The sequence below is a fragment of the Saccharopolyspora sp. NPDC002578 genome, from assembly GCF_053592695.1.
On the sequence record NZ_JBSFWJ010000019.1, the window covers coordinates 25,371 to 50,489 of the forward strand.

Genomic DNA, 25,119 nt, shown 5'->3' on the forward strand with positions numbered 1-25,119 from the left:
GAACTACCCTACCCATCCTGATTGCACGTCAAGTCCGGGTTGTAGCTTTATCCGGCTCACGTCGTCCCTGTTCCGCCTCGTCTTAGTCAGCCGGGGGTCGTGGTGACCTGAAGGACCTTGATCCGCCCTTCGTAGCCATCGACAACGAGGTACCAGTGGTCGTCGTAAGGCACTTCGAGGACGAGCGGGCTGGTTCGCCAGACACCGCCGTAGTAGGTGTAGTCGTCCTCATCGAGGTAGTCCTGATAGCTGTCGGCGTCGAGGAGTCGGACGAAGGCCTCCACGCCGCGCAGCTCCACTTCCACACCGGTGCCAGCGGCGCAGAGTCCGAGATCCCACCAGAGGTGTTCCATGCTTCACTTCATAGCGGATCATGGGGGCCTCGTGTTGGGACAACCGTCCATTGGAGGCTCGTTGTGGGGTCTTCGTGGTCTCAGACTTGGTCTCATTCGTCAGCGTTCAGGATGGTTCAGCTGGGCGTGCACAGTCTTCTGACCAGTGCCTACGCGCGCGCTGAACACCCCCGGACGGACGGTCGCCGACCTGAAAAGCGGAAGGTCGGCGGTTCGACCCCGCCCCTGGCCACCGCTCTTGAGCTGGCACAAGCAAGCCCCACCGGGTTCCGGTGGGGCTTCTTGGTCTCAGTTGGACGTCTCAGTCTCGGCCACAGCACAAGCCGGTGAGCTGTGAGGCCACGTCCCGCCGGATCTCGTCGGTGACGTGCATGTCGCGCTTCTTCATCATCGGGGTCGGCCGATCCCATGAGACCCATGGACGTCCGGTCCAGGCGCCCAGCGCCAGGAGCGTGGTCGCCGCGGTGTGACGAGCGTTGTGCAGTCACCGTCAGCGTCCGGAGTGGACGACTCACCACCGTGCGAGACCTTCTGCAAGTGGCCTTCCGGTCAGCCGAGGGTCTTCGAAGTGTCCCGCTCCCGCGGGGCTGCTTGACCTACCGCGTGCTGGCCGCCGAGCACCGGGTATGTGGCTGGTGCTCGGCGGCTGGGACCGAAACGGGAGGCCGGTGGCCGGGGATCACGCAGGGACGCTAGGGGGCGTCCCTGATCCAGGCGCTTGGAGCTGGTGTTGCTTATGCGGTCAGCTTGCCGATCAGCAATGCCTTTGGCGCTTCGCCATGGAGTCCTCGTGAACCAGCTCGCCTGCTTGCGGTTGCGTGAAGAACGAACGGCGTAGGACATTGCCTCGCAGCTATCAACTGACAGACTCCAGAACGCGGCCGATCTCGGTGATCCTCCGCTGCTGCTTTGTCAGTCCAGGATTTCGAGGAGGAACTGCCCGTTCGAAAGCTGGTACGTGCAGCGGTAGTCCGAGTAGCCGTGATTCAGGTAGATTTCGCCGCCGCCCTGGCACTGGCTCTTCGTGTCGTAGAAGCCGGCGTACTCCCATCCGCTCATCGTCGATGAGGCGGAGGTGCTGGACAAGGGCGCCGCCCCAGCGGGTGCGGCCAGGGCGACGCCTGCCAAGCCGAGAATCGCACTCGCTGTGACCGCGAGACGCGAGACCCATGCACGCATGTGGTTCCTCTGTTGAGGGGTCCGAACAAATGTCGACCCGTCGGTTGTCAGGTGATGGGAATGCTTGTTGGTCTGAACGTCAACGGCTACGGTCATGGCACCGATGGGTGCATCCCGGAACATGCTTTTCATTTATATGATCCCCTCAGTATTTCTTCGAGCGTGCCGAGTCACCAGGTCTGGCATGACCAAGATAAGGGCGCGGCCACAACTGGTGAATCCGCAGATCGCAGGTGCCGCTGCATTCCTTCGTAGCGTGCACGCCCTACTTTGGTTGCAACGTCGCTTCGGTACCCAGGGTCGGGACTTCGTGGTGCTGCCACTGCTGGTTAGGCGGGGGCGGCGTGGGTGCTCCGCTAGAAGGCGGGGTGTAGGCAGCCGAGCTGGCACAAGCAAGCCCCACCGGATCGCGGGGCGGGGGGCGTTTGTCAGCTGATGGTGTCGTTCGCGCGATGAACGCAGCCCTCGTCGGATGACGAGGGCTGCTCGGCGTCGGGCCCGGTGCGTGCCGCGGATCCGGGTCAGGCGGGGGTCACTGCACGGGGGACTGCTGCAGCGAGGGGGTCAGCGTGTACTTGTAGATCCACACGCCGTGCGGGCGCTGGTGGTCCTTGACGTACGCGGCCATGGGTTCCTCGCCGTCGCGCGGCACGGGTAGCGGGGACAGCGGTCCGCCCGCGGCGCCGGTGGGCAGGGTGATCTCCCGCCCGTCTTCGGGCCCACCGAACAGTTCGATCCGGGTGTGCAGGTCCACGGGCGATCCCTCCCCATAGTGCGGAGTCGTGAGTACGGCCATCGGGTTCGACCGCGGGCGGCGGCGGCAGGTTCCCTTGCCCACTCAAACGAGTGAAGCGGAACTCGGTTGCGTAGGAAAACAAATTACACCCGAACGTAGGACGCCCCCGCGCTCAACCGGCCTGGGGGTCACCGGGAGTGCGGGGGCGTGAAGTCCACCCCTGGGGGTCAGGTGGACACTTCTCAGGTTACTTGGGCGGGATGCGGATTGTCTCTAGCTGCAGAGATCTTTTTTCGCGGGATCGGGGTGAGCCGGGTCCGACCTGGCCACTCACGTGTCGGCCGATCGCACCAACGCCAGCGCCTGATCGTCGTGGCGCTTCGGTCGAGGCCAGCGAACCCCGTCCGGATCCGACAGCTCCGCGGCCCTGACCTGGTCGAGCACGACCTCCGGTCCGTCCCGCAGTGCCACGTCCAGCATCGCCGCCCAGTCCGGGTAGATCCCGTAGTCCTGCACGCCGCAGGACACGCCGTCGGTCATCACCATGGCCGCCGTGACATCGCGTCGGGCCAGCCGGAGGCGGGCCGCGTGCGCTGCGGCCTCCGGGACGGCCTCGGCCACCCAGAAGCCTCCGTCGACGTTGCGCCAGCGCGAGGTGCGGTCCATCGACGTGCCCAGCGCGTCCCGGTGCCCGGTGCCGAATCCCGCGCCGGAGCGGAGCCGGTCGCGGTATCCGGTACCGGGGCGGGAGCGCAGCGACGCCAGCTGTTCGTCGAGCACCGGCCGGAGCCCCTCGGTGGTGCTCAGCACGATCGGGCTGTCGGCGAGCACCAGGGCGTCCACGTGCTCGTCGTCCCAGCGCAGCAGGGAGGCCGTGCTGGACGGGGATGCTCCGGGGCGCAGGTCGAAGGCCGCCACCAGCTCGGCGATGGCGTTCGCGAGCACGTCGGCCAGGTCGGCTCCCGGCTCCGCCAGCCGGGGCTCCAGCGCCTCCGCGAGCCTGGCCGCGTACCAGCCGCCGCTGCGCGTTCCGGGGTGCAGGGAGGTCGCGCCGTCGAGCACCGCCACCGCGTTCGGCAGTACCAGCACCACGTCTTCGCTCGGCTTCGCCGCCGAGTCCGGTGGGGTCAGCCGATCTCCCGCCCGTTCGGCCACCTCGACATTCGCCATGCCCCGATTATCGGGTGCCGCGCACGGTCACGAAGGGCAGGAACAGCTGGGTGATCGCTCCGATCGACGTCGCGTACAGCACGGTTCCGAGGCCCACGCTGCCGCCGAGTCCCCAGCCGACCGCCAGCACGCCGATCTCGATCCCGGTCCGCACCAGCCGCACCGACCAGCCGGTCCGCGCGTGCAGGCCGGTCATGAGGCCGTCCCTCGGTCCCGGGCCGAGGCGGGCGCCGACGTAGATCGCGGTGGCCAGCCCGTTGAGCACGACCCCGGACACGATCAGCGTCAGCTGCCACGGGAGCCACTGCGCCGGTGGCACCAACCCGAGCACCACGTCCACCGACAGCGCGATGACCACGACGTTCGCCACCGTTCCGATGCCCGGTCGTTGCCGCAGCGGCACCCAGAGGGCGAGCACGATGACGCTGGTGAGCGCGGTGATCGCGCCGAAGCTCCAGTCCAAGCGATGGGTGAGGCCGTCGTGGAGCACGTCCCACGGCGACAGGCCGATCTCCGCGCGGACCATCAACGCCATGCTCGTGCCGTACAGCGCCAGGCCGGCGAACAACTGGGCCAGGCGGGTGGTCGGGCGGACGGTGACGGGTACCGAGGAAAGATCCACCTTGGGTGGTGTTGCAGCCATGTGTCCGTAGTACCGACTGATTGGCCTTGTTTTCGAGTGCCAATCTGAAACTATTGGACTCATGTCTCGCGTAGTAGGACGAATCGGCGCCCGTGGCATTGCGGAGTTGCTCGGCACCTGGAACTCCGGCCGGGCCACGTCCACCGGGCTGCACCAGGCGGTGCGGCGGCTGGTGCTCGACGGCAGGCTCCCGCCCGGGACCCGGCTGCCCGCGGAACGCGAGTTCGCCGAGGCGATCGGCGTGAGCCGCACCCTCGTCGTGCGGGCGCTCGACCTGCTGCGGGAGGAGGGGTTCGCCGCGAGCAGGCAGGGCTCCGGTTCGTGGGTGCGGCTGCCGGGGGACCGGGCGAACACCGATCCCGGCGGCTGGCAGCCCGCGACCCCGGATCTGATCAACCTCGCGCAGGCCACGCTGCCCGCGCCGCCGGAGCTCACCGAAGCGCTGGACCGGGCGCGCTGCCGGTTCCCTGAGCACCTCGGCGGCCACGGCTACCAGGCGTTCGGCCTTCCCGAACTGCGCGAACGCATCGCGGAGAGCCACACGCGACGCGGGCTGCCGACCTCGCCGCAGCAGATCCTCGTCACCAACGGCGCTCAGCACGGGTTCGCGCTGGTGCTGCGCGCGCTCGTGTCCCCAGGTGAGCGGGTGCTGGTCGAGCACCCGACCTATCCGAACCCGCTGCAGGCCATTCGCGGCGTGGGGGCCGATGCGGTCGCGGTGCCGATGCTGGCGCAGGGGTGGGACCTCGACCTGATGGCGGCGACGTTGCAGCAGGCGATGCCGAAGCTCGCCTACCTGATCCCGGACTTCCAGAACCCCACCGGCATCCGGATGACCGCGCAGGACCGGGAACGGCTGGTCGCGGTGCTGCGCCGCACCCGCACCACGGCGGTCGTCGACGAGACCCTGATCGACCTGGACCTCACCGGCGGGACTCCGCCGCCACCGGTGGCGGCGTTCGGTGAGGACCGGGTGATCACGATCGGGTCCGCGGGGAAGTCCTTCTGGGGCGGGCTGCGGCTCGGCTGGGTCCGGGCCTCGGAGGACCTGGTGCAGCGGTTGCTGCTGGACCGGGCCGCGGTGGACCTGGGCAGTCCCGTCCTGGAGCAGTTGTTGCTCGCCGAGCTGCTGGCCGACCCCGAGCCGGTGCTGCGGCGGCGGCGAGCGCACGTGGCCGAGCTGCGGGAGGCGTTGATCGCGGAGCTCGCCGAGCAGTTGCCCACCTGGACGTTCCGGGTGCCCGACGGCGGCCTGGCGCTGTGGTGCGACCTGGGCGTCCCGGTGAGCAGCAGGCTCGCGGTCGCCGCCGAGCAGCACGGGCTGCGGCTGGTGCCGGGATCCCGGTTCGCGGTGCGGGGAACGATGGAGCGGTACCTGCGGCTCCCGTACACGCTGCCGGTGGAGCAGCAGCGCGAGGCGGTGCGCCGGTTGGCGCTGGCGGCGGCCGGGTTCGACGGTGCGCCCGACCCGTGCCCGTGGGACATGGCGATCAGCTGACCCCGGACCGCCTTCCGGCACGGCCCCTCGTCGTGCCGGAAGGCGACCTCGGGTGTGGTCCCGGCGCCGCAGGGGCAGCGCGACACCGGGACCGGGGCGCTCGGACGGTGATCAGGACAGGTCAAGGTTCCTGTGCACGCATGCCGAGAGTCGCCCCCGATACCGGTCCTGCCGGGCGCAGTCGGCTGGACCGGAGACTGCGGTGGGCGTGTTCGCACGCGAGCCCGCGGGCCGGTGCGATCCGTTCGGATCAGTCAGGTGAGGCGGACGGCTCGATCAGCGCGATGCCGCGCAGCGCGACCGTTTCGACGTGGCCGCCCGCGGCCCGCACGGGGCCGGGCAGGCAGGGCTGCGTCGGCAGGATGGCGTGCGTCCAGCGCAGGCCGTGGCCCGGGCCGGTGGGTGCGGCGGTCGCGGTGGCGACGGGTGCGGTCGGTGGGCAGGCAGGCGGCACCGGCTGCGGGGTCGACGTGGTCGGGTGCCCGCGGTCGCCGTGCGCGTGGGGTGCCGGTGAGCCGCGGTCTCGGCTGGCGTGGTCGGTTCCGGTGCCGTCGGCGAGGTGCTCGGATTCCACTGCGATCGGTCCCGCTGCGGGAGCCGGCGGGAGTGCGGGCTCGGAGAGCCGCGGTGCGGTCGGCCGAGGAGCTCCACCGTCGTGATCGGAACGCCGCGGAGCGTCGGTGCCCGGGTGTCGTTCCGCGGGGCGCGGTGGGTCGGCGTCGGGTTCGGTGAGCGAGGACTCGACGGGGTCGGTGACCTCGGGGTCGCCGACCGGGCCGAGCCGGGAGTGGACGTCGGAAGCGATGCCGCCGACGAGTTCGGCGACTTCGAGCTGCCGTCCGGCGTCGTTCGCGGCGGTCGGTTCGTCGTGGGCGGTGTTCGTCTCCGCGGCGGTGACCGAAGCGCTGCCGGGCTCCGCGGCGGAACCGGGCCGGGTCTCGTCGCCGCCGTCGGATTCCGGTTCCGTTTCGACGGCGGGTGCCGTGACGGCGACCGCGGGGACCGTCGAGAGGTGCACCTGCGGTGCGCTCGGCGCCGCCGTGGCGAGACCGGCTCCCAGCAGCCAAGCGCCGCCGGTGATCCCGGCGACGGCGAGGCTCCGCGCGGTCCACGCGCGCACGAGGGACCAGTGTCTGCGCTGCGCGCAGCTACCGGTCACCCTCACCACCGCCTGTCGGTCGGATCGCGCCGAGCACGAGGGATCAATGGTCCCTCCGCCATAGGATGGGTGGCAGCCCTTCTCGGTATCAACCACCCGGATAGGCGGTGTCATACCACCGGTTGCGGCGAATCTCCCTGGCTCGGTGCCACTGGTGTGCCGTCGGATTTCACCCGACAGCATGCCCCAAGTGGACGATCATAGTGACTGATCGCACAGTGTCTCCTGTGGATCCAACGGTGGGGACCAGCGTGACGCTCGCGGAGCTCGGTGCGCACTGGGCCCGCTACGGGCACGACCTGCTGGTGCACGATCCCGGCGGTCCGGGGGAATGCCTGGTCCGCCGGGGTGAGCTCATCGCCCCGCGCGGATCGCTGGACCCGGCGCTGTCCCGGTTCCGGCGCTGGGTGGACCGCGTCGAGCACGACGACGACCTGCAGCTGGCGCGTGTCCGGCTGCGGACCTCCGAACGGGACCGCTGCCTCGACATCGCGGGTGAGGTGCCGGAGGTCAGCGCCAACCACGTGCACGTCGGTTCGACGACGATGTTCGGCACTCCGGTGATGTTCGGGACCGGTGCCGATCCGGGTCCGGCGGCACCCGTGGCGGAGCCCGTCCGGCAGCGGTGGGACGTCACCGTCGCGGTCCTCGACACGGGGTGCGATCCGCATCCGTGGTTCGCGGACCGGGACTGGTTCGAAGCGGTGCCGGAAGTGCTCGACGCGGACGACGACAACGATCAGGACCGGCAGGCGGGGCACGGCACCTTCGTCTCGGGCGTGCTGCTGCGGCACGCTCCGGGCGTCACGATCCGGCCGCGCCGGGTGCTGTCCTCGCTGGGGTTCACCGATGATCTGACCGTCGTCGCCGGATTGCGGGCGCTGCGGCGGGAATCCGGCGCGCGAGGCGAGCGGATCGACGTGGTGCTGCTGACCGCCGGATGCCACACCGCGAGCGATCGGTGCCCGCCCGCGCTGCGTGCCGAGCTGGAGTGCTTCGGCGGCACCGCGGTGGTGGCCGCCGCCGGCAACCACGGTTCGTCCCGCCCGTTCTGGCCCGCGGCGTTGCCGGAGGTGGTGGGTGTCGCGGCGACGGGATCGGACGGCGCGCTCGCCGGGTTCTCGAACTCGGGTGACTGGGTCGACGCGTGCGCGCCGGGGGTGGACGTGGTGAGCAGCCACGTCCGGCTGCTGCCGGGAACCGGTGGCGCCCGGCGGTACGGATTCGCGCGCTGGAGCGGGACGTCGTTCGCAGCGCCGCAGGTCGCGGCGGGGGTGGCCGCGGCCTTCCGGGACGGTCGCGATGTGCGGGAGGCGGTGCGCGCCGCCGTTCGGCGTTACCCGTTCGGGGGTTAATCGGCCCGCGATGAATCTGTTCGGGGTCCTCGCGCCTCTTACTCGTGACCCGATCATGAGGGGAGGGGGCGAGATGCACGCCGTGCACGAGAACTCGGAGCCGGGCGGTGCGCCGGATCTGCTGGAACGCGCCGCGACCGGTGAGGCGGCGGCCTGGCGGGAGCTGGTGGACCGCAACACCGCGGTGGTGTGGGCCGCTGCGAGGGCGTATTCGCCGACGGCGGCCGACGCGGAGGACGTGTGCCAGGTGACCTGGCTGTCGCTGGCGGAGAACTTGGGCAACCTGCGCGATCCACGGGCGTTGCCGGGCTGGTTGGCCACGACCGCGCGGCGGGAGGCGGTGCGGTTGTCGAAGGCCCGGCACCGGGAGTCGCCGGTCGATTGGGACACCGGCATGTTCGACATTCCCGATCACGCCGACGGCCCGGAGGTGAGCGCGTTGCGTTCGGTCGCGGTGTCCCGGATGTGGCAGGCGTTCGCCGGGATGTCCCGGCGCTGCCAGCAGTTGCTGCGGGTGGTGGCGGTGGCCCCGGACGCCAGCTACGCGCAGGTGAGCCAGGCGCTCGGCATGCCGAGGGGCAGCATCGGCCCGAAGAAGGGCCGCTGCCTCGCCGCGTTGCGGGAGCGCCTGGCCACCGGCGGGTGCGTCGAGGAGGCAGCGGGATGAGCCCGCGGATGCCCGCCGAGCTGCGCGTGCTGCGCGACCTGTTCCAGCTCTGCGATCCACCACCCGGGCAGGTGCGCACCGCGGCGTACGCGGCGGCGGGGCTGGCGCGCGGTCGGGCCGACGCGGCGGCGCTGGAGCTGGTCGGCGACTCTGCCGACGCGCCCGCTCCGGTGCGGTCGTCCGCGTCCGGGCCGGGTGATCCCGAGCCGCGAGTGCTGACGTTCCTGATGCCGGGCCGGATCGTGGAGCTGGACCTGGTGCCGATGGTGCAGGGGTTGTTCCGGGCGTCCGGCATGGTGATCAGCCGCTCCGGACAGGGGCGGCCGGAAGGGGACGTGCTGCTGCGGCATCCCGGTGGTGAGTGCGTCGCGGAGCTCGACGAGTTCGGCGCGTTCCGCGCGACCGACGTTCCGGCGGGTCCGCTGGGCGTGGTGTTCCGGCAGGTGGGCTCGACGCCCGCCGTGGCGGATTGGCTGGTCTGTTGAGCGCCGGGGTGGTGCTGGCGCCGGTCGCGGATCCGATCGCGGCCGCCGTGCGGTGGCGGGAGCAGGTGGGCGCCGACCCGGACGGCGCGGTTCGGGCCGCGGAGCACTGGCTCGCGCACGCCGGGGATCGGGAACTGCGGGTGTTGGCGCGGCACATCTGCGCGCTGGCGGCCGTGGAGCGGGGCCGGTCCGCGGAGGCGCGGCAGCACGTGCGCCTCGCGTTGTCGGCGGCGCGGTGCGCGCGGCTCGGGGAGCGGGCCGCGCAGGTGCTGCTGACCTCGGCGTGGATCGAGCTGAACCGGGGCGACCCGGACACCGCGTGGCGGCAGTTGGCGGAGGCGTCGGAGCAGCTCACCGGGTTGGACGCGGTCCGGGCCGAGTGCCTGCGCGGAGTGCTGCTGTGCCACCAGGACCTCTTGGCGGAGGCGGAGGTGGCGCTCTCCGCGGCGTTACCGCGGTTGCTCGAACACCGCGACCACCAGTGGGCCGCGAACGCCTACGTCGCGCGGGGCTTGGCGCACCTGTACCGCAACGGCCTGGACGCGGCGGAGTCCGACCTCGCGGTGGCGGAGCAGCTGTTCGGTGCCGACGGCCGGGACGGCCGTGCCGCGCTGTGCAGGCACAACCGGGGTTGCGTGGCGCTGCGGGCCGGGGACTTGCCGCGTGCGTTGCGGTTGTTCGACGAGGCGCGGGCCGCGGGGGTCGATCCGGACGAGCACCCGGAGGTCCGCATCGACCGGGCCGAAGCACTGGCGGAGGCCGGGCTGCACGAGCAGGCCAGGGGCGAACTGCACCGGGCGGCGGATCGGTTGCGGCGGCTCGGCAGGGAGGCACGGCTCGGCGATACCTGGTTGACGCTCGCCGGATGCGCGCTGCGCGCGGGTGCTCCGGAGGCGGCGATCGGTCCGGCGCGGCGCGCCGCCAGGTTGTTCCGCTCGCAGCGGCGGCGTTCGTGGGCCGCGCTCGCGGTCGCCACCGAGTGCCAGGCGCGGCTGCGGGCGGGGCAGGTGTCGCGGTATTCGCTGGCCGCGGCGAAGCGGGCGGGCCACGCGTGCGCGGCGCACGGCTGGACCACGGCCGCCGCCGAGCTGTGGCTCGCGGCGGGGCGCGAAGCGACCCGGCTGGGCAGGCGGGTCACGGCCCGGACCTTGCTGGAGCTGGCCGCGACCGGCCGTGGTCAGGTTCCGGGTTCCACCCGGCAGCTCGCCGTGGGCTGGCTCGGGGAGGCGCTGCTCGCGGCGGACGCGGGCGACGACGGCAGGCTGTTCGACAGCTGCCGCCGCGGACTGCGCGCGGTGGAGAGCTACGCGAGCGGAATCGCCGCCTGGGAACCGCGGATCGAGGCGTTCGGCCTCGCCGAGGAGCTCGGTGGGGTCGCGATCGGTGCGGCCCTGCGTTCGGAGGACCCGCGACTGGTGCTGCGCTGGGTCGAGCGGTACCGGCTCGGGTCGGCGCACCGGAGAGCGGTGCGCCCTCCCGACGATCCCGAGCTGGGGTCGGCGCTGGTCCGGCTGCGATCGGCGGTGTCCGGTGCGACCGCGGCCGACGGTTCCAGGCTGCGGACCGCGCTGTCCGAGATCGGTGTCCTGGAACGACAGGTGCGGGACCGGGCGCTGCTGGTCGCCGGGGGTTCGGCGGGCGAGGCTCAGGTGGCCGGGGTCGACGAGGTGCTGAGCGCGTTGGGCGACGACGTGCTGCTCAGCCTGTTCGCGCACGACGGGGAGCTGCACGCGGTCTCCGTCGTCGACGGCCGGCCGCGGCTGCACGACCTCGGGGCCGAGGCGACGGCGGTGCTCGAAACCCAGCGGCTGCGCTACCTGCTGGCACGGCAGGCCGAGTCGGGCGACGGCCGGGTGGGCGCCGTCTACGCGGGAGGTGCCGCCGAGGCGGCGGCGGCCGTGCAGCGGCAACTGCTGGCGCCGGTGCTCGCGGCGCTGCCTCCGGGACGGCGGCTGGTGGTGGTGCCGACCGGACCGCTGCACGCGGTGCCGTGGGCGGCGTTGCCCGCCTGCCGGGGCCGGGGCGTGACGGTGGCGCCGTCGTTGCGGACCTGGCTGCGCGGCCGGGCGGATGCCGGGCTGGACCGGTCTCCGGGCGAACCGGTGTGGGTGTCCGGTCCGGGGCTGGAGCACGCCGAGCGCGAGGTCGCCGCCCTGCACGCGGCCGGTGGCGGGCGCTTGCTGTCGGGGATCGACGCCCGTGCGGAGCGGGTGCTGGACGCCGTGGACGGAGCCCGGATCGCGCACATCGCCGCGCACGGCCGGTTCCGGGACGACCAGCCGCTGCTGTCCTGCCTGGACCTCGCGGACGGTCCGCTCTACGGCTACGACCTGGACCGGCTGCGGCGCGGACCGCGCACCGTGGTGCTCTCGGCGTGCGAGGCAGGGCGTTCGGTGGTGGGCCGCGCAGGTCAGCTCACCGGTCTGGCCGCCACCTTGCTCGGGCGCGGCACGGCGACCGTGATCGCCAGCGTCGTCCCCGTGCCCGACGAGCGCACCGCGGACGTGATGCTCGCGCTGCACTCCCTGCTGCGCGGCGGCGCACCACCGGCCGAAGCCCTCGCCACCGCTCAAGCCACCTACGGCGAATCAGGCTTCCTCTGCCTGGGATACGGAGGCTGACTCGACACCACTAACCCGGAAGCCCGTGGCGTTGCCGCTGACACGAAGCCGTTCACCTGGAAGGACAAGATCAGAGACCCGCACACCAGGTCAGCAGAGAGGGAGTCAGGCGAGGCCGTGCAAGCGGCGGATCGCTTCGTCGAGCACTTCGTCCTGCTTGCAGAACGCGAAGCGCACCAGGTGCCGCACCGGTTCCGGATCGTCGCAGAACACCTGCACGGGGATCGCCGCGACGCCGACCCGCTCCGGCAGCGCCCGGCACAGCTCGGCGCCGTCGGTGAACCCGAGCGGCCGGACGTCCGCGCAGATGAAGTAGGTGCCTTCGGAGGCCAGCACGTCCATGCCGGCCTCGGTGAGGCCCTTGGACAGCCGGTCCCGCTTGCGCTGCAGGTCGTCGCGCAGGCCCCGGACCCAGTCCAGTTCGTTGCGCAGCGCGTGCGCCACGGCGGGCTGGAACGGGGCGCCGCCGACGAAGGTGAGGAACTGCTTCGCGGCGCGGATCGCACCGATGAGCTCCGCGGGCCCGCACGCCCAGCCGATCTTCCACCCGGTGGCGCTGAAGCTCTTGCCGACGCTGGAGATCGTCACGGTGCGCTCGGCCATGCCCGGCAGCGTGGCCAGCGGGGTGTGCGCCCGTCCGTCGAAGAGCAGGTGCTCGTAGACCTCGTCGGTGATGGCGATCAGGTCGTGCTCGCGGCAGACCTCGGCGATCGCGTGGAGCTCGGCGTCGGTGAGCACCGTGCCGGTCGGGTTGTGCGGCGAGTTCAGCACCAGCGCGCGGGTCCGCGGACCGGCCGCGGCGCGCAGGGCGTCCAGGTCCAGCTCGAACCGGTGATCGGGTCCTTGCCGGAGCCCGACGGTGCGGCGCACCCCGCCCGCCATGGCGACGGCCACCGGGTACGAGTCGTAGTAGGGCTCGATGAGCACGACCTCGTCACCCGGTTCCAGCAGCGCCAGCATCGAGGCGGTGATGGCCTCGGTGGCGCCGACGGTCACCAGGATCTCGCCGTCCGGGTCGTACTCGATGCCGTAGTGCGCCTGCCGGTGCTCGGAGATCGCGGCCCGCAGATCCGGTTCGCCCGCGCCGGGCGGGTACTGGTTGACCCCGTCGGCGATCGCCTGCTGCGCGGCTCGGAGCATGCCCGCGGGACCGTCGGTGTCGGGGAAACCTTGGCCGAGGTTGACCGCTCCCGTCTTGCGGGCCAGCTCGGTGATCTCGGCGAAGATCGTCGACGTGAACGGGCGCAACCGGGAGGTGAGGGCGGGAGTACGCACGGCTGGAACCCTACCGGCATTTTTCGATCTTGTTCGGTTCGGCGCGAGCGGCGGCGCACCGTGCGCGGGAGGCGACGAACGGTCACCGGGGGACGTTTCCGGCACGATCCCACCGGTCTCCCCGTCCGCTGCTGCAACAATCGTGGAGTGGCACAGACAGCGGTACCCGATTCGGACGAGCTCAAGCGGCGGGCGCTGCGACGGATGAAGGCCGTCGCGGGCGGGCTGCTGCTCGCGGCCACGGTGATCTACGTGATCGCCCGCTGGCAGGAGAACGCCGGTGCCGCCGCGTGGGTCGGCTACGTCCGGGCCGCGGCCGAAGCGGGCATGGTCGGTGCGCTGGCGGACTGGTTCGCGGTGACGGCGCTGTTCCGGCGCCCACTGGGGCTGCCGATCCCGCACACCGCGATCATCCCGACCCGCAAGGACGCGCTGGGCCGCAACCTCGGCGCCTTCGTCGGGGAGAACTTCCTGGCCGAGCCGGTGGTGCGGGACAAGCTGGGCCGCGCCGAGATCGGCGCCCGCGTCGGCACCTGGCTCGACGACGAGGCCCACGCCGAGCGGGTCACCTCGGAGCTGGCCACCGCGGTGCGCGGCGCCGTGCAGGTGCTGCGCGACGACGACGTGCAGGCCGTGCTGGAGCAGTCGGTGCTGCGCAAGGTCCTGGACCAGCAGTGGGGGCCGCCGTTGGGGCGGATCCTGTCGCAGGTGTTCGCCGACGGCACCCACCACAAGCTGGTCGACCTCATCTGCGATCGGGCCTACGACTGGGCGCGGGACAACCACGACACCGTGCTGCGCGTGGTGAGCCAGCGCGCCCCGTCCTGGTCGCCGCGGTTCTTCGACGGCATGGTCGCCGACAAGATCTACGCGGAGGTGCTGTCGTTCGCGTGGGCGGTGAAGACCGACCCGGACCACCAGATGCGCAAGGCCGTGGACCGGTTCCTGGTCGACTTCGCCCACGACCTGCAGCACGACCCGAAGACCATGGAGCGCGCCGAGCAGATCAAGCAGCAGGTGATCGAGCACCCGGAGGTGCAGAACCTCGTCGGCTCGGCCTGGAGCACAGCCAAGAGGATGCTGCTGGACGCCGCGGAGGACCCGTCCAGCGAGCTGCGGCTGCGGGTGCGCGACGGCCTGCGCGGTTTCGGGCGCAGGCTGGCGACGGAGCCGGAGCTGCGCGGCAAGGTGGACGGCTGGGTGGAGGGCGCGGCGGTTTACGTGGTGTCGCACTACCGCACCGAGATCACCACCCTGATCACGGACACCGTGGAGCGCTGGGACGCGGAGGAGACCTCCCGCAAGATCGAGCTCCAGGTGGGCCGGGACCTGCAGTTCATCCGCATCAACGGCACCGTCGTGGGCGCCCTGGCCGGGCTGGTGATCTACACGGTGTCCCAGCTGCTGCTGTGATCAGCTCTCGGTGGCGTGCCGTTCGCGCCAGGAGCGGGCCTTCTCCCGGTTCCCGCAGACCCGCATCGAGCACCACGTGCGGGACTTGTTGCGCGAGCGGTCGTAGAACGCCCACAGGCAGTCGTCCGCCGGGCAGATCTTGATCCGGTTCCAGTGGCCGGTGTGCACCAGGTGCACGGACGCGGCCAGCACGGTGCCGAGCGCGTCGTGCCCGCCGAGCACCGGCACGCCGTCGTGCAGGACCACGGGCACCGGCCAGGTGATCGTGTCGACGGGTGCGGGTGCGGACGGGTCGTAGGACACGGCGCCGCGCATGGCGTCGCGGATGCGCCGCGCCGCGCCGCGTTCGCCCGCTACTCCCAGACCGCGTCCGGTGGACCACTCCCGCCACTGGTCGGCGGAGTCCAGGACGTCCGTGTCGGCTTCGGCGTCGCAGGTGTTGAGGAAGGCCAGCACCAGCTCGACGTCGCGCTCGGCGTCCTGGTCCGCGGCGTGGTTCGCAGGGACTCGGTCAGCGACGGCTCTGCTGTTCACGAACACCATCGTAGGCGATTAGCCGGTTGCAGCGTGCGGTGATAACTCGTGTACTTCGCAAGACGGTTACTAACCCCTGTAGATCAGACGATGGTTATGTCACGATGTGGCTCGTCGCAGTGACGATGCGGGGGCGACGGCAAGGCGCTGAGCAGGGCGGCTCCGGCCGTTCGGCCCGCGGCGCCCGATCTCGTTCTCGCGCCTCGCTGAATCCGTTCCCGATGGAGAGGACTCGCCATGAGTACCGCAGCACCGTTGTCGATCGCGGCGTTCGCGATCGACACCCCCGATCCGCGTGCGCTCGCCGAGTTCTACGGGCGCTTGCTGGGCTGGGAGATCGACGAGGCCGAGGCGGAGCCCGACTGGGTGGAGCTGGCCGACCCGGCGGGCGGTCCGCCGCTGGCCTTCCAGCTCGATCCGCACTTCGTTCCGCCGACCTGGCCGGACCGGACGCGGCCGCAGATGATGCACGTCGACGTGCGGGTGGCGACCTTGGAGGAGGGGCACGAGCGCGCTGTGGGGGCCGGGGCGCGGCTGCTGCCGCAGCCACCGGATCGGCAGGGGGTGAACTGGCGCGTCTACGCCGATCCCGACGGTCATCCGTTCTGCGTGTGCGCGCAGCAGTGATCCGCCGGTAGCGGTGTCGGTGCTGGTGGCGGCTTTGTGCGGAGTGCCTGCCGTCTCACTCGGAAGGTGCAAGCTGACTGCTTGCAATAGTTAGCACTCGTGGCTACCGTGGAACGCAGCCGGAAGGAGCAAGGGCGATGGAGCGGGTGGACAAGACCGTCAACAAGGCCGTGAACCAAGCGGTCAGCGACCTCGGCGGTTACATCCGGGCGCAACGCAGCAACGCCCAGATCTCGCTTCGCGAGCTCGCCAAGAGCGCGGGGGTGTCCAACCCCTACCTCAGCCAGATCGAGCGCGGCCTGCGCAAGCCGAGCGCGGAGATCCTCCAGCAGATCGCCAAGGCGCTGCGCATCTCCGCGGAGGCGCTCTACGTGCAGGCCGGGATCCTGGAGCAGCGCGAGGGCGGCCCGGTGGTGGACGCCATCATCGCCGACCCCGATCTGGGCGAGCGGCAGAAGCAGGTCCTGCTCGACATCTACGCCTCGTTCCGGCGCGAACACGACGGCCTCGCCGACGGGCCGGACCAGCACCGCACCGATTCCCCCGATGAGGAGTGAGCATCATGCCGACGAACGAGAACAGCACGAAGACCCCCGGTCAGGCGCAGTCCGGTCCCGCGCTCGGCGAAGCCGCCGAGCAGGCGCGCACCCCGCTGCTCGCCGCGCTCGGCGCCGGTGACCTCGCCGCGCAGACCATCGCCGACACGCTCAGCAAGCTCCGCGGCCGGTTGAACGAGGGTGCGGAGTCGGCGCGCACCGGGGTCAACGAGCTGCCCCACGACCTCAAGGAGCGCTTCGACCCGGCGGAGCTGCGCAAGCGCGTCGACGCCTACACGCAGTCCGCCGTGCAGCTCTACGGCTACCTCGCCGACCGGGGTGAGACGACCTTCGAGCGCATCCAGGCCCAGCCCCAGGTCAAGCAGGCGTGGAGCCAGTTGGAGCAGGTGCAGGGCCGGGTGGACACCGCAGTCGGGGACGCGCGCGTCATCGCCGACGACGTGCTGGGCAAGGTCACCCGGACCACCCGCTCCTGGGGTGAGAAGGCCGCGGAGACCACGGAGAAGACCACGACCGTCGCGGCCGAGAAGGTCCGCGAGACGGCGGCCGACGTGGCGGACGCGGTCGAGGAGACCGGTTCGGACGCGGCGACCGCGACCCGCAGCACCAGCCGCAAGGCCGCCAACCGCACCGCTGCGGCGAAGACCGCGCCGAAGACCACCGGCGCAGCGAAGACCGGCACCGCGAAGAAGGCGACCGGCAAGTCCGAGAACTGAGCCGCGTCCGCGGACTCGGCCGCGAGCAGCGGCGGGTTCGGGCGCGGTACGACCGAGCGGGACCCCGGGACGGCTACTCCGGGGTCCCGCTCACACGTAGGGTGGAGTGGTGGAGTTGTCATTCAGCGGTCCGCCGGAGTTGCTGCTGCAGTTCTGGATTCTGAAGGTCATCTGGCTGGCCGGTCTGCCGCTCGGGCTGTACGCCTTCGTGCACGCGCTGCTGCAGCGGGCCGACGCGTTCACCGCGGTCGGCAAGCTGTCCAAGCCCGCGTGGCTGGGCATCACCGGCGCCGGGCTGGTGATGCTGGCGGTGTTCACCAGCGGGCCGATCACGATCATCTGGTTGGCGGGGCTGGTGGGCGTCCTGGTCTACCTGCTCGACGTGCGCCCGAAGGTCACCGACGTGCAGCGGGGCAGCTCCTGGTAGCCGAGGGCTCGGTGGCGCCCGCTGCCGGCGCGCTTCCTTCCGGTGCCCGGTGGCGTTCCTACGGCAGGGGCGAGCCGATCACGCTGGTGGCGCACGGCCTGGGCGCGACGCCGGGTGAGGCACGCATCCCCGCCTCGGGGTTGCCGGGCACGCGCGTCGTGCTCACCTTCGCGGGCCACGGCGAGGCGGCCGACCCGCCTGCGGGGTATTGGGATCACGGCGTGCTGGCCGCGGACGTGCTGGCCGCGGCGGATGCCACCGGCGCCACTCGCGCGGTCGGCGTCTCGTTGGGAACGGGTGCGCTGACGAGGGCGGTCGCGACCCTCCCGGACCGGTTCGAACGGCTCGCGCTGCTGCTGCCCGCCGTGGTGGACGGAGCGCGCGAGGTGTCCTCGGCGTGGGCGCTGGAGCGGCTGGCCGAGGCGGTCGACGCGGCGGAGTCCGACGGCGGTGCCGCGCTGCGCGAGCGGGTGGCCGGTGAGTTCCCTCCCGGCGTGGACCTGGGCGAACACCTCGACCTCCGGGTGGCCGCGCTGCGCAGGCTCGGCCCGGCGCTGCACGCCTTGGCGGACCGGCCGGTCCTCGACGACGCCGCCGCGTTGAGCTCGGTGCGGGCGGACGTGCTGGTCGTGACCGGTACCGACGATCCGCTGCACCCGGTGTCCGCCGCGCGGCGGACCGCCGCAGCGATCCCCGGAGCCCGGCTGGAAGTGCTGCCGTCGGTGGCTCCGATGTTCACGCACCGGCGCGAACTGCGGGCGCTGCTGGGCGACTTCCTGGGCAGCTGAGGCGGTAGCCGCCCGCGCTCGTATCGTCGGTGCATGGCTGATTGGTCGCTCGCCGCGGGAACGCTCGCGGTGGCCCCCGCGCCGGACCGTCCCGAGCTGCTCGCCGATCCCGTGCGCGACGCGGTGACCGCGTTCCCGCCGGTGGAGGCGTCGCTGGTCGGGGTCGCCGAGATCGACCCGGAGTTCGCCGACACCGCGGCGTTCTGCGCGCGGTACGGATCGCCGCCCGAGCTGTCGGCGAACTGCGTGATCGTCGCGGGCAAGCGCGGCGGGGAGGTCCGGTACGCGGCGTGCCTGGTGCTCGCGACGGCGCGCGCCGACGTCAACGGCGTGGTCAAGCGCCGCCTCGACGTGCGCAAGGCGTCGTTCGCGGCGATGGACGAGGCCGTGCGGCTGACGTCGATGGAGTTCGGCGGGATCACGCCGTTCGGGCTGCCCGCGCAGTGGCCGGTCCTGGTGGATCAGGCCGTGGCGTCCGCTCCTGCCCTGGTCGTCGGAAGCGGCCTGCGCCGATCCAAGATCATCGTCTCGGGTGCGCTGCTGTCCGCGCTGCCCGCGGCGGAGGTCCTGGACGGCTTGGGCCGGGAGATCCCGGCGGACTGACCGGCGCGGGGCTCAGAACACGACCGTGCGCTTGTCGTGCACGAGGACGCGGTCCTCCAGGTGCGCGCGCAGCCCGCGGGCCAGCACGATCTTCTCGATGTCGCGACCCTTGCGGACCATGTCGGTGGCCGCGTCGGTGTGATCGACCCGCGTCACGTCCTGCTCGATGATCGGCCCCGCGTCCAGCTCCGGGGTGACGTAGTGGCAGGTCGCCCCGACGAGCTTCACACCGCGCGCGTACGCCTGGTGGTACGGGCGGGCGCCCGCGAACGAGGGCAGGAAGCTGTGGTGGATGTTCAGCGCCCGGCCCGCCCACTCCTCGCACACCTCGGGCGGCACGATCCGCATGAACCGGGCCAGCACGATCGCGTGCGGGTCGTGGCCCTCGACCAGCGCCCGGACCTCGTGGAACGCGCCGTCCTCGGCGTCCTGGTCGGTTCCGGAGGGGAACGGCACGTGGTGGAACGGCACCCCGTGCGCCTCGGTGATCGCGCGCAACCTCGGGTGGTTCCCGATGACGGCCCGCAGGTCCACGTCGAGCTCCCCGGACGCGACGCGCCCGAGCAGGTCGTGCAGGCAGTGCCCTTCCTTGGAGACCAGCAGCACGACCCGGCGCCGCTCGGAGGTGTCGCTCACCCGCCAGTTCGTGCTGCCCAGCTCGTCGGCGACGCGGGCGAAGCGCTCCCGGAGCTCCGCGACGCCGAACGGCAACGAGTCGGCGCGCACCTCTTGGCGGGTGAAGAACCAGCCGGTCTCCGGATCGGTGTGGTACCCGGCTTCCACGATCCAACCGCCCCATTCGGCGAGGAACGAGGCGATGCGCGCCACGATCCCGGTGCGGTCCGGGCAACCGAGGGTGATGACGAATCGAGAGGGCACGGTTGCGGAGTATCGCACTGCCCCAGCTGCGCGTTCAGCGAAGCCGCCCTGACCGGTCGTGGCGTGTCGGACCCCTCCGGTGGTCGCCCGCCGAGCGACGACGGCGACGCGCGGTGACCGCCGCCGGGCAGCGCGACGTCCGGTCCGGGGCGGTGCGGTCGCTCAGGAACCGTCGCCGGGCAGGGGCGCGACCGAGGCCCAATCCACGGTGAGCTCGCCCAGCCGCCACCGCCGCGGCCGGTCCCGCACCGGCCAGCCGAGCGCGGCGAGCAGCCGCACCGACTCCGCCCAGCGCGCTCGCGGTCCGAACGGGGCGCGCGGCGCCGCCCTCGCCCAGCAGGCGTCGAGGTCGGTGAACAGCGCGTGCACCTTCTCCCCCGGCACGTTGCGGTGGATCAGCGTCTTCGGCAGCCGCTCCGCCAGGTCCGAGGGCCGCTCCAGGTCCCCGGGCAGGCAGGCCAGCGTCAGCGTCCGCGGTCCCGACCGGTCCAGCGCGACCCAGCAGCAGCGCCGCCCGATCTCGTCGCAGGTGCCCTCGACCAGCAGCCCGTCCGGGGCGAGGCGCCCGCGCAGCTCGTCCCAGGCCTTCCACGCCTCCGGCTCGGTGTACTGGCGCAGCACGTTGAGCGCCCGCACCAGCGCCGGGCCGTCCTGGCCGCCGATGCCCGCGGCCAGCCCGGCGAGTTCGAAGCCACCGCGGCGGAACTCCAGCGCGGGCGGGTCGGCGACGGCCTTGCCCGCGGTCACCCGATCCGGGTCGATCTCGAGGCCGAACACCCGCGCGTCCGGGCGCACCGGGCGCAGCCGGGCCGCGAGTTCGACGGTGGTCACCGGGGTCGCCCCGAACCCGAGGTCGATGACCAGCGGATCCGCGGCCGAGGACAGCGAACGGGCCACCCACGGGGTGCCGGCGATCCAGCGGTCCACGCGGCGCAGCCGGTTCGGGTTCGTGGTGCCGCGGGTGGGCACGCCGAGCGCGCGGGCACGTCCGGCCGCCAGCCGGGGAGCCCGCTTGCGGGGCTGGTTCATGCGGTTCCCGCCCAGGTGTTGGAGATCATCCGAGATCAGGCGGGCCGGCGGGCCAGCCACTCGGTGGTGAACCGCTCCTCGGCCGCCAGCAGCTTCTGCACCTGGTCGGCCACGAGGTCTTCGAGCTTGCCGCCGACGAACGGCACGTTCACCCGCACCTCGCCCTCGACGACGAACTCGCTGGCGTCGGCGCCGTCGGTCAGGTCGCGCAGCCACATCGATCCGCCGACCGTGCACGGCACCCCGGCGACCTCGGCCGCGATCTCGCCGGTGTAGTGCCCGTCCTCCTCGCGCCGCCAGGACTCGCTGCGGTCGATCACCAGGTCACCCGCGCCCACGACGGTGCGCGCCACCGGCGGCAGCGAGTCCGTGCGCACGCCTTGGCGCACCTCGAAGCGCACCGCGTCGCCGTCCACCGCGTGCTCCACGAGCTCGTTGCGGGTACCCCCGAGCTCGGTGAGGCGCTCCCGCAGATAGTCGAGGTCGATGAGCGCCGCATGCACCTGCGACGCGGGCCACTCGGAGGTGCTGCGGTGCTCGATGCGGCGTGCCATGGGCGGAAGGTTACCTTTGGCAATCGTGAACCCCTCGATGTCCGGCGCCGAAGGAACCAGCGGTGGCGCGCCGCCGACCGGCGAGCCGACGCCCCACGCCCTGTCCGGCCACACGACGCTGCGCCTCGGCGGCCCGGCCGCCGAGTTCGTCCTGGCCGAACACCCCGACCAGCTGGCCGAGGCGGTCCGGGAATCCGACGCGGCCGGTCAGCGGCTGCTGGTGCTGGGCGGCGGCTCGAACCTCGTGATCGCGGACGGGGGCTTCGACGGCCGGGTCGTGCGGATCGCCACCCGCGGTCGCCGCTACGACATCGTCGACGGATTCGTGCAGCTCACCGTCGAAGCGGGCGAGGACTGGGACGACGTCGTCGCCGACACCGTCCACCAGGGGCTGGGCAACTTGGAGTGCCTGTCCGGGATCCCGGGGCTCACCGGCGCCACCCCGGTGCAGAACGTCGGCGCCTACGGCGTGGAGATCTCCGAGATGCTCGTCTCGGTGGACCTGCTGGACCGGCACACCGGGCGGATCCGCACGGTGCTGGCCGACGACCTCGGGCTGGTCTACCGGGGCAGCGTGCTCAAGCACACCGCGGACGCGGTGGTGCTGCGCGCCCGCTACCTGCTGCGCGACGGCGGGGAGTCGGCGCCGATCCGGTACGCCGAGCTGGCCCGCGAACTCGACGTGACGCCGGGCGCCCGCGTCGACGTGACCCGGGTGCGCGAGGCCGTGCTGCGCTTACGGCGCACGAAGGGCATGGTGCTCGACCCCGAGGACCACGACACCTGGAGCGCGGGTTCCTTCTTCACCAACCCCATCGTGGCGGCCGACGAGCTGCCCGGAGTGCTGGAGCTGATCGCGGCCCGCGTGGGACCGGACGAGCGGGTGCCGCAGTACCCGGCTTCGGACGGGCGCACGAAGCTCTCCGCCGCGTGGTTGATCGACCGCGCCGGGTTCGGCAAGGGCCACGCGGGCCCCGGCGGGCGCGCGGCGCTGTCCGACAAGCACACCCTGGCGTTGACCAACCGGGGCTCGGCGAGCACCGCCGACCTGCTCCACCTGGCGCGTGAAGTCCGCGACGGGGTGCGTTCGGCGTTCGGCGTGTCACTGGCGCCCGAGCCCGTCCTGGTGGACTGTTCGCTCTGAGGCGTGGGGGCGCGAAGCGCGGTTCCGGTGTGGTGCCGACCGGATTCACCCGCCTGCTGACCGGCCGGAAGAGTGACTCTTCGTGACTATTGATTAACCCTGAGTGTTAAATGGTTGCTGGAGGGGGCCGCCATGCTCAGCATCAGGGAACTTCGGGACAGAGCGGTCATCAGGCCGATCAAGCGCGCGGTCGAGGACCAGCTGCTGGACCTCCCAGGCGTCACCGCGGTCGACATCGGTGAGAAGCGCACCGCCGGCCGGTTCACCGGTGAGCAGGGCATCGTCGTGTCCGTCGCGCGCAAACGTCCTCCCGACCGGGTGTGGCCGGGCACGCACGTCCCCCCGGACGTGCTCGGCATCCCCACCGACGTCATCGAGGAAAAGCCGCTGCTGCAGCACGCGCACACCTGCGCCGAGGAATCGGTGGCGCTGCGCGGGCGCGGTTTCGCGCACGACGGCGCGGTCACCGGCGGGGACGGGCTGGCGCCGTGCCGCTCGGTGCAGCTGGCGCCGCCGGACGCCCGCTACGCGGGCCGGTACCGGCGCACCGGGACGCTGGGCGCGCTGGTCGTCGGGCATCCGCCCGCGGTGGCGACGATGGGCCTGACCACGTTCGACGTGGCCTGCCTCGACGACGGCTGGGCGGTCGGCGATCGGATGGTCGACCCGGACACCGGGCACGTGTACGCGGACCTGGCCCGCGGCGCGCTGTCCGGCCGGGTGGACGCGGCGGCCGTCACCTTGGGCAGGGGCGTCGGCCATTCCCCGGTGATTCCCGGCATCGGTCCGGTGACGGGGCAGTGCGCCGCCTATCCGGGTGAGCCGGTGCGCAAGTGCGGTTACGGCAGCGGTGTCACCAGCGGAGTGGTCACCTCGGTGGACGTGACGCTGCGGGTGGACCACGGCGCGGCGCTGGGCGTGCGGGTGCTGCGCGAGCAGATCCGCATCGACTGCCCCGCCTCCGCCGGGTGCTTCCTGCGTCCCGGGGACGCCGGCGGTGTGGTGGTCAACCACGACGGCCGGGTCGTCGGGCTGCTGTTCGCGGGCACCCGCAGCGGGATGACCGGCTTCGCCAGCCCCATCGTGGACGTGCTGGCCGAGCTCGACGTGGAGCTGTGCGTGCTGCACCGCCAGCTCCAAGTGTGATCGCGGATGTGCGGTGAGTTAGCCCACGGATGTGATCGTTCGCGCGATCGAGTTCTCGCGGCGACCGCGCGCGCCCGATGTCGATCACGGTCGGCGAGCGCCCTTCCCCCTGGTCATGGCCCTGTCGAGTGAGCCGGTCCCGCCCGATCGTGCGGTTCGCGCGGCCCGGGGGCGCTCGCAGCGGCGATGCTGTGACCCGACACACTGTTGATCGGCGACATCTTTTCTGGTCGCCGGACGTCTTCGAGTAGTGAGAACCATGTCGGAACGGATCGGGGTCAAGGAGTGCTGAGCAGGGTGGGTCGGTCGCGGGTACGGCTGCTGTGGACTGCGCTGGCGGGCGCGTTGGCGGCCGTGCTGCTGATATCGGGTTGCGGGTCGCAGTCCTCGGGCGGAGGTGGCACCGGGGGTGGCGCGCAGGCGCAGGCGCCCGCGGCCAAGGTGCACCTCGAACCCGGCGGCGGTGGCGACGTCAACCCGGCCGCGCCGGTGAAGGTCAGCGTCGAACGCGGCAAGCTCGACGACGTCGCGCTGACCAACGGCGACGGCAAGGAGGTCGAGGGCGAACTGGCAGCCGACGGCCTCAGCTGGACCGCCGGCGAGCAGCTCGGCTACGGCAAGACCTACACCTGGTCCGGCGAGGCCACCGGCACCGACGGGCAGAGCGTCCCGGTCCAGGGCAGCTTCACCACCGTGTCCCCGGCGAAGACGGTGCGCGCCACCGTCAACCCGACCGACCACACCGAGGTCGGCGTCGCGATGCCGATCAGCGTCAAGTTCGACCAGCCCGTCACCGACAAGGCCGCCGCGGAACGCGCGCTGCAGGTGCGGCCGTCCGTGCCCGTCGAGGGCGCCTGGGCGTGGCTGTCGGACAAGCAGGTGGACTGGCGGCCGAAGGAGTACTGGCCCGCGGGAACCCAGGTCGAGGTCGACGCCAACCTCTACGGCGTGCACTACGGCGAGGGCGAGTACGGGCGCTCCGACCTGACCACGAAGTTCTCCGTCGGCCGCTCGCAGATCGTCAAGGCGGACGCGTCCACGCACCAGATGATCGTCGAGCAGGACGGCAAGCAGATCGCGAGCTACCCGGCCAGCTACGGCAAGGACCACGATCCGGAGCTGAACACGCCCAACGGCACCTACATGGTGATGCAGAAGAACCCCGTCGAGATCATGGACAACCCCCGCTACGGCTACACCGACGTGGAGAAGAAGTGGGCCGTGCGGATGTCCAACCACGGTGAGTTCATCCACGAGAACGAGGAGAACCGCGCCAACCTCGGCAAGGTCAACACCTCGCACGGCTGCATCAACCTGTCCGAGGCGGACGCGAAGGCCTACTTCGACGGCGCGCTGATCGGCGACCCGATCGAGGTCACCGGTGCGGTCACCACGATGGAACCGCGCTTCGACGTCTTCGACTGGATGATCGATTGGGAGCAGTGGCAGCAGAAGTCCGCGTTGTGATCTAGCGCTGCGCTTTCCCGGTCCCGCGAGGGCGGTTCGATCCGCCCTCGCGGGACTTTTTCATGCCCGGTGCCGATCCCCGGCTGTGAACAGC

General features: G+C 71.9%; 26 protein-coding genes. 15 read left to right on the forward strand and 11 right to left on the reverse strand.

All coding sequences use genetic code 11. The features are described from left to right. Positions 1 to 86: 86 nt before the first annotated feature. The 5 genes from ACWD38_RS12075 to yczE all read right to left on the reverse strand — a co-directional run bounded on the left by ACWD38_RS12075 (position 87) and on the right by yczE (position 4,081). The gene (locus ACWD38_RS12075; RefSeq protein WP_450124068.1) at positions 87 to 353 is read right to left on the reverse strand and encodes a DUF1883 domain-containing protein; all 267 of its coding nucleotides are present in this window, start codon (positions 351 to 353) and stop codon (positions 87 to 89) included. Positions 354 to 1,265: 912 nt separating this feature from the next. Continuing rightward, on the reverse strand, positions 1,266 to 1,664 hold the full coding sequence (locus tag ACWD38_RS12080; RefSeq protein ID WP_450124069.1) for a hypothetical protein: 399 nt from the start codon (positions 1,662 to 1,664) through the stop codon (positions 1,266 to 1,268). A 400-nt stretch (positions 1,665 to 2,064) separates the two neighbouring features. Further along, the gene (locus ACWD38_RS12085) at positions 2,065 to 2,286 is read right to left on the reverse strand and encodes a hypothetical protein (RefSeq protein ID WP_184484517.1); all 222 of its coding nucleotides are present in this window, start codon (positions 2,284 to 2,286) and stop codon (positions 2,065 to 2,067) included. A 312-nt stretch (positions 2,287 to 2,598) separates the two neighbouring features. Continuing rightward, positions 2,599 to 3,438, reverse strand: a complete 840-nt coding sequence (locus ACWD38_RS12090; RefSeq protein WP_184484519.1) for a protein phosphatase 2C domain-containing protein — start codon at positions 3,436 to 3,438, stop codon at positions 2,599 to 2,601. A 7-nt stretch (positions 3,439 to 3,445) separates the two neighbouring features. Beyond that, on the reverse strand, positions 3,446 to 4,081 hold the full coding sequence (gene yczE, locus ACWD38_RS12095; RefSeq protein ID WP_184484521.1) for a membrane protein YczE: 636 nt from the start codon (positions 4,079 to 4,081) through the stop codon (positions 3,446 to 3,448). 61 nt (positions 4,082 to 4,142) lie between these two features. Between yczE and yczR the strand changes: the two genes are divergently transcribed. Next, on the forward strand, positions 4,143 to 5,579 hold the full coding sequence (gene yczR / locus ACWD38_RS12100; RefSeq protein WP_450124070.1) for a MocR-like transcription factor YczR: 1,437 nt from the start codon (positions 4,143 to 4,145) through the stop codon (positions 5,577 to 5,579). Between the two features lie 250 nt (positions 5,580 to 5,829). Here yczR and ACWD38_RS12105 read toward each other — a convergent pair whose 3' ends face one another. Further along, a complete protein-coding gene (locus ACWD38_RS12105; protein WP_450124071.1) occupies positions 5,830 to 6,699 on the reverse strand; it encodes a hypothetical protein in 870 nt (289 codons plus the stop codon). A gap of 266 nt (positions 6,700 to 6,965) precedes the next feature. On the opposite strand from ACWD38_RS12105, the gene ACWD38_RS12110 reads away from it, so the two are divergent. The 4 genes from ACWD38_RS12110 (at position 6,966) to ACWD38_RS12125 (ending at position 11,866) form a co-directional block, all read left to right on the forward strand. After that, positions 6,966 to 8,093 (forward strand): S8 family peptidase, encoded by a 1,128-nt coding sequence (locus tag ACWD38_RS12110; RefSeq protein WP_450124072.1) that lies wholly within the window; start codon positions 6,966 to 6,968, stop codon positions 8,091 to 8,093. Between the two features lie 73 nt (positions 8,094 to 8,166). Beyond that, a complete protein-coding gene (locus ACWD38_RS12115) occupies positions 8,167 to 8,760 on the forward strand; it encodes an RNA polymerase sigma factor (RefSeq protein WP_221315976.1) in 594 nt (197 codons plus the stop codon). Then, the gene (locus ACWD38_RS12120) at positions 8,757 to 9,245 is read left to right on the forward strand and encodes a hypothetical protein (RefSeq protein WP_450124073.1); all 489 of its coding nucleotides are present in this window, start codon (positions 8,757 to 8,759) and stop codon (positions 9,243 to 9,245) included. The genes ACWD38_RS12115 and ACWD38_RS12120 overlap by 4 nt, the downstream gene beginning before the upstream one ends. Continuing rightward, entirely contained in the window at positions 9,242 to 11,866 is a 2,625-nt protein-coding gene (locus ACWD38_RS12125; RefSeq protein WP_450124074.1) for a CHAT domain-containing protein, read from the forward strand. The genes ACWD38_RS12120 and ACWD38_RS12125 overlap by 4 nt, the downstream gene beginning before the upstream one ends. Before the next feature lie 105 nt (positions 11,867 to 11,971). On the opposite strand, the gene ACWD38_RS12130 is transcribed toward ACWD38_RS12125, so the two are convergent. After that, entirely contained in the window at positions 11,972 to 13,141 is a 1,170-nt protein-coding gene (locus ACWD38_RS12130) for a pyridoxal phosphate-dependent aminotransferase (RefSeq protein ID WP_450124075.1), read from the reverse strand. A gap of 204 nt (positions 13,142 to 13,345) precedes the next feature. Here ACWD38_RS12130 and ACWD38_RS12135 point away from each other — a divergent pair, with 204 nt between their 5' ends. After that, positions 13,346 to 14,554: a DUF445 domain-containing protein gene (locus ACWD38_RS12135; RefSeq protein ID WP_184486122.1), complete on the forward strand. Its 1,209-nt coding sequence runs from the start codon at positions 13,346 to 13,348 to the stop codon at positions 14,552 to 14,554. Here ACWD38_RS12135 and ACWD38_RS12140 read toward each other — a convergent pair whose 3' ends face one another. Then, positions 14,555 to 15,097: a CGNR zinc finger domain-containing protein gene (locus tag ACWD38_RS12140; protein ID WP_184484531.1), complete on the reverse strand. Its 543-nt coding sequence runs from the start codon at positions 15,095 to 15,097 to the stop codon at positions 14,555 to 14,557. 228 nt (positions 15,098 to 15,325) lie between these two features. Between ACWD38_RS12140 and ACWD38_RS12145 the strand changes: the two genes are divergently transcribed. The 6 genes from ACWD38_RS12145 (at position 15,326) to ACWD38_RS12170 (ending at position 18,806) form a co-directional block, all read left to right on the forward strand. Next, positions 15,326 to 15,715, forward strand: coding sequence for a VOC family protein (locus tag ACWD38_RS12145; RefSeq protein ID WP_184484533.1), 390 nt, complete (start codon positions 15,326 to 15,328; stop codon positions 15,713 to 15,715). 137 nt (positions 15,716 to 15,852) lie between these two features. Beyond that, positions 15,853 to 16,272: a helix-turn-helix domain-containing protein gene (locus tag ACWD38_RS12150; protein ID WP_184484535.1), complete on the forward strand. Its 420-nt coding sequence runs from the start codon at positions 15,853 to 15,855 to the stop codon at positions 16,270 to 16,272. Positions 16,273 to 16,277: 5 nt separating this feature from the next. Next, entirely contained in the window at positions 16,278 to 16,988 is a 711-nt protein-coding gene (locus ACWD38_RS12155; RefSeq protein ID WP_184484537.1) for a hypothetical protein, read from the forward strand. 109 nt (positions 16,989 to 17,097) lie between these two features. Next, on the forward strand, positions 17,098 to 17,415 hold the full coding sequence (locus ACWD38_RS12160) for a DUF2516 family protein (RefSeq protein ID WP_416309375.1): 318 nt from the start codon (positions 17,098 to 17,100) through the stop codon (positions 17,413 to 17,415). A gap of 11 nt (positions 17,416 to 17,426) precedes the next feature. Continuing rightward, the gene (locus ACWD38_RS12165; protein WP_184484539.1) at positions 17,427 to 18,203 is read left to right on the forward strand and encodes an alpha/beta fold hydrolase; all 777 of its coding nucleotides are present in this window, start codon (positions 17,427 to 17,429) and stop codon (positions 18,201 to 18,203) included. 33 nt (positions 18,204 to 18,236) lie between these two features. Then, positions 18,237 to 18,806, forward strand: coding sequence for a YbaK/EbsC family protein (locus ACWD38_RS12170; RefSeq protein WP_184484541.1), 570 nt, complete (start codon positions 18,237 to 18,239; stop codon positions 18,804 to 18,806). A gap of 12 nt (positions 18,807 to 18,818) precedes the next feature. On the opposite strand, the gene purU is transcribed toward ACWD38_RS12170, so the two are convergent. From purU to ACWD38_RS12185, 3 genes are all read right to left on the reverse strand, one after another. Beyond that, positions 18,819 to 19,685 (reverse strand): formyltetrahydrofolate deformylase, encoded by an 867-nt coding sequence (purU, locus tag ACWD38_RS12175; RefSeq protein ID WP_184484543.1) that lies wholly within the window; start codon positions 19,683 to 19,685, stop codon positions 18,819 to 18,821. A gap of 162 nt (positions 19,686 to 19,847) precedes the next feature. Next, complete coding sequence (locus ACWD38_RS12180; RefSeq protein WP_450124076.1) at positions 19,848 to 20,714, reverse strand: class I SAM-dependent methyltransferase; 867 nt, start codon at positions 20,712 to 20,714, stop codon at positions 19,848 to 19,850. 35 nt (positions 20,715 to 20,749) lie between these two features. After that, on the reverse strand, positions 20,750 to 21,268 hold the full coding sequence (locus ACWD38_RS12185) for a DUF2505 domain-containing protein (protein ID WP_184475960.1): 519 nt from the start codon (positions 21,266 to 21,268) through the stop codon (positions 20,750 to 20,752). 37 nt (positions 21,269 to 21,305) lie between these two features. Here ACWD38_RS12185 and ACWD38_RS12190 point away from each other — a divergent pair, with 37 nt between their 5' ends. From ACWD38_RS12190 to ACWD38_RS12200, 3 genes are all read left to right on the forward strand, one after another. Next, positions 21,306 to 22,412 carry a UDP-N-acetylmuramate dehydrogenase gene (locus tag ACWD38_RS12190; protein WP_184484548.1) on the forward strand — a complete coding sequence of 369 codons (1,107 nt, stop codon included), beginning with the start codon at positions 21,306 to 21,308 and terminating at the stop codon, positions 22,410 to 22,412. Positions 22,413 to 22,544: 132 nt separating this feature from the next. Then, entirely contained in the window at positions 22,545 to 23,558 is a 1,014-nt protein-coding gene (locus ACWD38_RS12195) for a chymotrypsin family serine protease (RefSeq protein WP_184475962.1), read from the forward strand. Positions 23,559 to 23,855: 297 nt separating this feature from the next. Then, positions 23,856 to 25,025: a L,D-transpeptidase gene (locus tag ACWD38_RS12200; protein ID WP_343071151.1), complete on the forward strand. Its 1,170-nt coding sequence runs from the start codon at positions 23,856 to 23,858 to the stop codon at positions 25,023 to 25,025. Positions 25,026 to 25,119 lie beyond the last annotated feature (94 nt).